Origin of the sequence: Priestia sp. 179-F W1.4 NHS (genome assembly GCF_045369295.1) — a bacterium.
Taxonomy (GTDB): Bacteria; Bacillota; Bacilli; order Bacillales; family Bacillaceae_H; genus Priestia; species Priestia zanthoxyli.
Genome location: NZ_JBIQFF010000031.1, coordinates 1 through 9093, shown reverse-complemented (window position 1 = coordinate 9093; position 9093 = coordinate 1). Strand labels below are relative to the sequence as shown.

The following is a 9093-nucleotide window of genomic DNA, read 5'->3' as shown; positions in this document are numbered from 1 at the left end:
AAAGAACTCTCCCTAGCCATCTTCCATATGTTAGTTCTAAATAAGGAAAAAAACCTTTATTAGCAAACTGTTTACTGACAAGGGCATATAAAAGAGATAAAAGAATTGCTTCCGCAATTCCAATTAGTCCTGCAATCCAAATAGTATGTGAAGCTCCTTGAACAATTAGAGAAGGAACATATAAAATGGCATCTCCTACTACAAAGAGGATAGAAAGAATGAAGAATTGGAGGGCGCTAATCTGGATATTAGTCACCTTATATGAGTTATTTATCAGTATAGTCACCACTTTTCTTTGGGCGTTCTTATGGTAAAAGAGTGTTTGGATAGTTAAAAATTGATGTTAGTACATCTAAAAGGTTAGGAATAGGAAGCTGTAGCGTGTATAAAATGGTTAATCCCATACCCAAAAACATAAAAATTAGAAAGATCCATCGTTCTTTTTTAGTATTCTTTTTTCGTAAATTAGGTGATTCTGTAACTAAGGCTATGATAGTAAATAGTAAAAGTGAAAAAATCATTTTTGGTTGCTCACAAGTTTCCTTTCCCTTCTATAGTTGTTTGGTGTTTATGTTCCAGCTTTTTCTAATTAGTATCTTCTACACTGTAGTATTTATGTACCATCCGATAATATACTCGAAAGATATGTAGTTCAAATTTGTGAGAAAAGAGATTCTCAAAGGGAAAAAACTATTGAATTTTATTTTATAAATTATGAGTAAAAACTCTATATAAAAGAGTTTTTTTGTTATTTTCATCCTGAATTTTTTCTTTATAGCGTGCATTGAAATGTTATTTTGACGGATACATAACACTAATGAAATAAGGACTTTAATATTACATTGACAAGAATACGGATCCTGCTTACAATTGAAAATGATTATCAACACCAAGGAGGAGACAGCGTTATGTCGAAGGGGAATAGTATTCTGAATATTAAATTATTTGTTTTGTTTATTTTAATTTTGTCGGCAGTATTGGTTGGTTGTTCGAACACTAATAATGGGGAATCAACATCGAAAGGAAAGCATGATGACATGCTTACAATTGCTTGGCCAAGAGATGTAGGAGAAATGAATCCACATGTCTATAATCCTTCACAATTATTTGCTCAATCTATGGTATATGAGCCATTAGTAAGCTATCAAGACGGTGGTAAAATAAAACCAAACCTAGCTACGTCATGGGAAATCTCTGAGGATGGTAAAGTATACACGTTTCATTTACGTAAAGGTGTAAAATTCTCCGATGGAACAGACTTTAATGCAGAAATTGTTAAAAAGAATTTTGACACTATTTTGAATAATAAAGAATTACATAGTTGGTTGGGTTTCATTACAAAAATAGCTCAAACAGAAGTAGTGGATAAAAATACTTTCAAATTAACATTGACTGAACCCTATTATCCAACAATTCAGGAACTAGCTGTAGTTCGACCAGTTCGTTTCTTGGGGAAATCTGGTTTTCCTAAAGATGGAGATACATCAAAGGGTATTGTCAAACCGGTAGGTACAGGTCCATGGATTTTAGAAGATTATAAAACAGACGAATATGCTATCTATAAACGAAATGAAAATTATTGGGGGGAGATTCCAAAAGTAGAAAAAATCAAAGTTAAAGTTATTCCAGATGCGGAAACGAGAGTACTCGCATTTGAAAAAGGTGACTTGGACATGGTTTATGGAGAAGGAGTTGTCAGTCTAGATACATTTAAGCAACTAAAGTCTACTGGAAAATATGAAACTAGGGTTTCTGAACCAATTGCTACAAGACAGCTTGTTATGAATACAAAGAGAGAACAGCTTTCAGATGAACGTGTACGCCAAGCCCTACATTATGGCTTTAATAAAGAAGAATTGGTTAAAGGAGTGACTTCAGGTTTAGAAGAAAAAGCAGACCATATCTTACCTACAAATCTACCTTACACGAAAGATGTAGATGTAAAGTTGGTAAATTATAATGTAGAAAAAGCAAAGACTTTATTAGACAAAGCCGGTTGGAAACTTCCTAAAGGAAAAACAGTTCGTGAAAAAGATGGAAAGTTACTTGAGATTGACTTGATGTATGATTCAGCAGAATCAATTCAAAAAGCAATGGCTGAAACTCTTCAGTCTGAATGGGCGGCAATTGGAGTTAAATTAAACATTGAGGGAGTTGAATTAGCAGATCAAGTCCAGCGTTTTAAAGATAATAAATTTGATATTAATTTCTTTAGTAATTATGGGGCTCCTTACGATCCTCATACATTTTTAAACATTGTCGCATCAAAAGGGTTTGGGTTTAATGAAGCTATTTCAGCATATCCAAATAAAGATGAGTTAATCAAACAAATGGTAAAGGTTCCACAAACCACAGATGAAAAAGAACGCCAACAACTTTATTCATCTATTTTAAAGTCAATACAAGACCAAGGAGCTATTATTCCTATTTCATATATGAAGAAAACAGTCATCTATCAAAAAAATGTAACGAACTTTAATTTCCCTGCTAATCGTGATGAAAATCCATTCACAGGAATTAGCATCAAACAGTAACTAGCAGGAGGTTTCCATGGGCAATTATATACTAAAACGAATTATGTCCATTATTCCCGTTTTTCTATTGGCCGCACTTTTCACGACTGGAATGGTTCACCTTTCATCAGTTGATCCAGCTGAAGCTTATCTAACAGCAGCACATATCCAACAGACTGATGAGATTTTAGCTCAAAAAAGACATGAGTTTGGTTTAGATCAACCATTTCTTGTTCAATATGCAAATTCTATTTTGAAGATATGCCAACTTGACTTTGGCATATCTTACGTTTCAAATAAGCCAGTATGGGATGAAGTTATATATCGAATACCAGCCACTATCCAACTAGCTCTAGCAAGTATATTAATAGCCGTGCTCATCAGCGTGCCTATTGGATTTTTGGCGGGAGTAAAGAAAGGAAGCGCTATCGATCATTTTAGTCGATTACTCTCCTTTTTTGGTGCATCTATTCCAACTTTTTGGCTGGGCTATATATTGGTTTTCTTCTTTTCTGTTAAGCTTAATCTTTTTCCAGTTGAGGGAATTGGGACATGGCAGCATCTCGTACTGCCTTCTATTACACTAGCTCTACCTTTAATAGCAATGTATACAAGGCTATTACGTTCCAGTGTTCTTGAAAACTTACAAGAGCCCTATGTACTGTTTGCTCGGACTAGAGGGCTTAAGGAAAAAACAATTATGGTGAAGCATGTTCTTAGAATTGCTATTTCTCCAATGATAACTGGACTTGGAATGAACCTTGGGAAATTACTTACAGGTACAATTATTGTTGAATCGGTTTTTTCTTGGCCTGGGTTTGGTCGTTATTTCATTGAGGCTATCTTTAATCGTGATATTCCTGTTATTCAATGCTATGTACTAATAGCAGCCATTTTATTTATTTTGAGTAACTTACTAGTAGATATAATTCAAATGTATATAGACCCGCGTATTTCAAGGAAAGAAGGACAGCATTGATGGTAACAAGTATACGTATGATATTTAAAAATCAAAGAGTGATTCCCATATGTTCAACTATATTAGGTATTCTCTTTATCATCGCTATAGTAGCCCCTTGGGTTGCACCGAACGATCCCATCGCTGTCAATTTGGCTTATAAATTGCAGTCTCCAAACTGGGATTTTCCATTAGGGACCGACCATTTAGGAAGATGTAACCTATCACGTATTTTATATGGAGCACGCATCTCATTAGGTTTTGCCATGCTTATCTTCATTTCATCACTAGTAATTGGTTTACTTATTGGTACCTTTTCAGGTTATAAAGGTGGTTGGGTTGACCATGTTTTAATGAGATTTTGCGACGGTGTTATGGCTTTTCCAAGCCTAATCCTTGTCCTAGGATTAGTTGGTATATTTGGACCTGGACTCCCGCAAGTTATCTTAGCTTTGATGCTTGTGCAATGGGTTTATTACGCAAGGATGTTTCGAGGAATGGCTCTTAGTTTGAAAGAACAAAACTTTATCTCTGCTGCGAAGATCAGTGGATCTTCGCAATGGAAAATCATTAAAAATCATATTATCCCAAATGTGCTACCTCCACTTGTCGTAATGGGTACGCTGGAAATGGGATGGGCTATCATGGATATATCGGCTATGTCTTTTCTCGGATTAGGCGTTCAGTCTCCTACACCTGAATGGGGGGCAATGATTCACGAAGGAAAATCATATATTCGGACGAACCCGGAACTTATGCTTTATCCGGGCTTGTCTATTATGCTTGTCATTGTTACATTCAATTTATTGGGCGAAGCGTTATCAGAACGTTACGGTGTCAAACGTCGATTTTGAAAAGGAATGAAGAAAGTTGGGAACAGAAGAGTCAAAAGTGTTACAAGTTAGAGATTTACATGTTCAATTAAAAACCAAAAATGGTGTTACAGATCTTGTTCAAGATATAAATTTCGAACTAAAGACTGGAAAGATTCTCGGTCTTATTGGTGAAAGTGGTTGTGGTAAAACGATTACGAGTATGTCTATTCTTCAGCTTCTTAATCCTAAAGAAACAACAATTGAAGGAAGCATAATGCTAAAAGGACAAGAGTTAAACGGTTTAATCGAAAAAGAAATGCGTAAGATTCGTGGCAAGGATATAGCCTTTATCATGCAAAATCCAATGAATGCTTTTACGCCCGTTTTTACTATTGGACACCAATTTGTTGAGACTATTCGCTCTCATACGAATTGGAATAAAAAACAGGCAACAGAGCTTGCGATTGAGTCAATGAAACAAGTGAATTTACCTGACCCTGACAAGCTTTTGAAATACTATCCTTTTCAACTGAGTGGGGGTATGCTTCAACGAGTAATGATTGCTATTGCAGCAAGCCTCCATCCAGCTATTATTATTGCTGATGAACCGACAACTGCATTAGACGTCAATAATCAGAAGAAAGTACTGCGTCATTTGGACAAAGTTCGTTCTGATTATGGTTCGGCGATTTTGTTAATATCTCATGACTTAGGAGTTATTGCTGAAATGGCAGATGAAGTAGCCGTTATGCAACATGGAAAAATAGTTGAAAAAGCAGATGTTTTTCAACTATTTGATGCTCCCCAGCATGAGTATACGAAGAAATTACTGAATGCAAGGCCAAAAATATATTTAGATGAACCTGTTATCAACTTAATTTAATATAGGATAAGGGTTTTTATAAGAGGTGAACAAGTGAGTTTATTACAAGTAAATGAAGTCACTCATAGCTACGAAAACCGAACATTTTTTAAATGGAAGAATCGTTCTAGAAAAGTACTTTCAGATATCACCTTTTCTATTGAAGAAGGAACCTGCTTAGGAATACTTGGTACGAGTGGAGCCGGTAAGAGCACTTTAGGAAAAGTACTTCTTGGTTTGCAAAAGCCACAATACGGACAGGTTCTCTTTCAAGGACATGATATCTACAATGCAGATAAGCATACTCGGCAGAAACTCCAGCGTGATCTTCAGGTTGTTTTTCAAGATTCACACTCAGCAGTCAATCCTAGAATGACAGCAGAACGCATCATTGCAGAACCGTTAGAAAACTATGAAAAACTAACATCAGGTGAACAAAAACGAACTGTGATTGAATTGTTAGAAAAAGTTGGGCTGAGTGAAAAGGACTTAAAGAAATATCCACATCAATTTAGTGGTGGCCAACTGCAAAGAGTCAATATTGCAAGGGCTATTGCTTTAAAACCAAAGCTTATCGTTTTAGACGAATCCGTAAGCAGTCTAGATATGGTTACTCAAACCCTAATTTTAGAACTACTAAGGGAATTGAAAGAAGAATTTGGCTTATCGTATTTTTTTATTACTCATGACATTAAAGCTGCCTATACTATTAGCGATACATTGGGTGTATTAGAAAAAGGAGAATTAATTGAACATTATAATTCAAAAAATGATTTCTTTACTTCAGAACACCCTATAGTGAAGGAAATGAGAAGCTCTATACTTGCAGAGCATCCGCGGTTTCGTTCAATTGGAACAAGAAATGGTACGCTTTAATGCATATATATGTATAGCAAGGCCTCGATTTTATTTATATAATCGAGGCTATTGTTTTTATTTTCACCATATAGAAAGAGGGTAATTGGATGAATCATCGTACATACCTTACTTTAGCAATTCCTCTAACAATCTCAACCATGACTACGCCCCTACTAGGCGCCTTAGATACTGCTGTTGTTGGACAACTTCCAGGTCCAGCTTACATTGGAGGAGTTGCAGTAGGAACGCTCATCTTTAATACATTATATTGGTTATTTGGCTTTTTACGCGTTAGTACGTCCGCCTTTGCTGCACAAGCAAATGGGGCAAGCAATCCTGATAAAGGAGTCCTTGCTTTATGTCGCCCGTTTTTATTAGCTGTAACAGTAGGGGTGATTTTTATTCTTTTACAATGGCCAATTGAACACGCAGCCCTTCTAGTGATTTCTCCCGATGCTGACGTAAGTAAGTTTGCAATAGAATATTTTAGAATTAGAATATGGGGAGCACCCTTTACGTTAATGAATTACGTTATTCTTGGTTGGCTAATGGGAATGGCTAGGATTAAACAAGCTTTATGTTTACAGATACTAACAAATGTTTTAAATATGATTTTAGCTCTTCTTTTTGTTCATGTTCTTTCTTTTGGTGTACAAGGAGTTGCTACGGCTACCTTAATTGCAGAAGTTTCAGCCTTTGTATTAGGTGTATTTATTGTTTGGAAAGCTTCTCCGTTTGAATGGAAGTTGCCCTCAGTTCAGTCGCTCCTGGATACACGTTCTATGAACAAGATGTTTAATGTTAACAAAGATTTATTTATCCGGACTATTTGTTTACTAATTGTTATTAATATGTTTACAGCAAAAGGTGCTTCGTTTGGTACAGAATTTCTAGCTGCGAATGCTGTATTATTTCAAATTCACTACATAATGGCTTATCTTTTTGATGGTTTCGCGAATGCCTCAAGTATTCTTGTTGGTAAATCAATAGGGTCAAATGATAAAGAGTTATATAAGAAAACCCTTACTTTATCTAGACAATGGTCGTTAATAACAGCTTTCGTTATATCTAGTTTATATACAATTTTTCAAGAACCTATTATTAGACTGTTTACAAGTCTACCTAGTATTATTGAAATTTCATTACAATACAGTTCATGGCTTATTGTCTATCCGTTCGCTGCTTGTTTTGGACTTGTCCTATACGGAGTTTTTACAGGAGCAACTGAAATTGCACCAGTTCGGAACTCTATGATTTACGCAACAATTTTATATGTAATTGTTCAACTTATAATAACTCCTATCTGGCATAATCATGGCCTTTGGCTAGCTTTTGTTATCTATACTATTGGAAGGTCCGCCTTTCTAGTTATGTATACCCCTAAACTAAATAAAAAATTGTTGCAATTAAAGGAATTAATAATTATTTAAATGAAGATACTTTAGCTAGAAATCAAGAATTATCTACATTTACATATATTGAAGCTAGTCCCCTTTTGGGGATTAAATAATTATAGTGAATTCACTCATTATATTGTCTCCCATAATACAGTTAAACATTAGTATGCATCGGTTTATATGAATGATATTTACCTTTCATCGAAAAGACATACAATATTATTTTTATATGTAAGAGTAATAGATAAAGTATTTATTAAAAAAGTTATATCTTTTACACACAATGTAGAAAAATACAAGTCCTATCTACAATATGGTATTTTATATCTCTAAATCCTGGTGGTCTAGTTTGGAGTTAGTATAGTTTCATGGACACCATTTAATTAAGTCCTTACAATGACTTTTGAGAGGATGTATATTAATAGATATACAAAGCAAGCATTTTAGAAATAGGTGCTTTTTTTCTTATTTTATTAAGTTAATTCTATTTCTAAACAATGTCATTCATTAATAAAACGTATATGATACAATTGGGTAAATTTTGAAAAAAGTAAATGAAAAGGAAATATACCTATGTTTAATAAGAAAAGAACATATCAAGTATTAATAGCTATTACTGGAATTGCATACTGCATTTATAGTTACACCCTAAAATCTAGTGTAAGCCAGTCTATAAATTCCTACATTGTATTCCCTGTTAGTATTGCATTGCTATTATTTTTTGCATTTATGTACATTAGATTAGATAAAAAAAGTGACTAAAACAATGCTTAGTCACCTTAGATTATAGAAGTGTAGTCTACCCAAGCGAAGTCTTAAATTAACTTATTTAAGGCTTCGCTATTTCCTAGAATGTCGATTATGTTGACTAGCTTTTCATTTAGTAGATAGTTATTACCTATTATTTAATTTAATGGTATAATGTGGGCTTGTCATTTTAGAATAGATTGGTGTTGAAATAGCTTTAATGGGTTTAATTATTTTATATGTAGAAGATATGCTGGGGTATATCTTAGCTGCATTACCCTTTTATGTAGGGTTTCGTTTTATCTTTTTAAAAAAGAAAAGAAAGATAACATCTTTTAAAGAGGAACTTATTTTAGGTGTGTTTGTATTATATCTTATTGGTTTGGCATCCCAAACCATTGTTCCAAATTGGAATGCGGGTATTGTTACAGATACTGGAGAACCTTTTTTTGATATTTATTTTACAAATGAGCTTTCTCATGTAAATATCCTACCTTTTCATACCCTTTACGAATACTTCTTTCAAACAAATACAAATGTCGATGAATGGAACAGCGTATCACTTTTAAATTTAACTGCAAATGTTATGTTATTTTCACCTTTAGGCTTTTTCGTAGCCCTTATTTGGAGAAAATATCATTCCATTAAGAAAGTAACAATTTTAGGTTTATCTGTTACATGTTTAATTGAATTTATTCAATACTTTATAGGTCGTAGCTCAGATATTGATGATGTTCTACTCAACACGTTTGGTACAGTTATAGGTTATGTGGTTCTTTTAATCATTCAGTATTTAATAAGTAAACCAGTAAGACAAAAAAAGGCGACTATGTAGCTAGTTGCCTTTTTTTATTCCTATAAGCTACATTATGGTGCGACAAGAAGTCGCTTTCTTACAGTGTAGCTAACGCTACTCATCTAGACGCGAAGATGATCTCCATCC

The 9093-nt window shown here is 34.2% G+C and carries 8 protein-coding genes; 7 read left to right on the top strand and 1 reads right to left on the bottom strand.

All coding sequences use genetic code 11. The features are described from left to right. Nucleotides 1–286 (bottom strand): GerAB/ArcD/ProY family transporter (locus ACH0CI_RS27580; protein WP_406902600.1); only part of this gene is annotated, 286 nt, incomplete at its 3' end. Between the two features lie 622 nt (nucleotides 287–908). Between ACH0CI_RS27580 and nikA the strand changes: the two genes are divergently transcribed. From nikA to ACH0CI_RS27545, 7 genes are all read left to right on the top strand, one after another. Continuing rightward, the gene (gene nikA, locus ACH0CI_RS27575) at nucleotides 909–2534 is read left to right on the top strand and encodes a nickel ABC transporter substrate-binding protein (protein ID WP_406902599.1); all 1626 of its coding nucleotides are present in this window, start codon (nucleotides 909–911) and stop codon (nucleotides 2532–2534) included. A gap of 16 nt (nucleotides 2535–2550) precedes the next feature. Continuing rightward, on the top strand, nucleotides 2551–3492 hold the full coding sequence (gene nikB / locus ACH0CI_RS27570; RefSeq protein ID WP_154974378.1) for a nickel ABC transporter permease subunit NikB: 942 nt from the start codon (nucleotides 2551–2553) through the stop codon (nucleotides 3490–3492). Further along, the gene (gene nikC / locus ACH0CI_RS27565) at nucleotides 3492–4325 is read left to right on the top strand and encodes a nickel ABC transporter permease subunit NikC (protein WP_406902598.1); all 834 of its coding nucleotides are present in this window, start codon (nucleotides 3492–3494) and stop codon (nucleotides 4323–4325) included. The genes nikB and nikC overlap by 1 nt, the downstream gene beginning before the upstream one ends. Nucleotides 4326–4341: 16 nt before the next feature. Continuing rightward, nucleotides 4342–5169: a nickel import ATP-binding protein NikD gene (nikD, locus tag ACH0CI_RS27560; protein ID WP_406902597.1), complete on the top strand. Its 828-nt coding sequence runs from the start codon at nucleotides 4342–4344 to the stop codon at nucleotides 5167–5169. A gap of 33 nt (nucleotides 5170–5202) precedes the next feature. Then, nucleotides 5203–6024 (top strand): nickel import ATP-binding protein NikE, encoded by an 822-nt coding sequence (gene nikE, locus ACH0CI_RS27555; RefSeq protein WP_154974372.1) that lies wholly within the window; start codon nucleotides 5203–5205, stop codon nucleotides 6022–6024. Between the two features lie 89 nt (nucleotides 6025–6113). Then, nucleotides 6114–7436 (top strand): MATE family efflux transporter, encoded by a 1323-nt coding sequence (locus ACH0CI_RS27550; RefSeq protein ID WP_406902596.1) that lies wholly within the window; start codon nucleotides 6114–6116, stop codon nucleotides 7434–7436. A gap of 934 nt (nucleotides 7437–8370) precedes the next feature. Next, a complete protein-coding gene (locus ACH0CI_RS27545) occupies nucleotides 8371–8985 on the top strand; it encodes a VanZ family protein (RefSeq protein ID WP_154992460.1) in 615 nt (204 codons plus the stop codon). The last annotated feature ends 108 nt before the right edge of the window (nucleotides 8986–9093 follow it).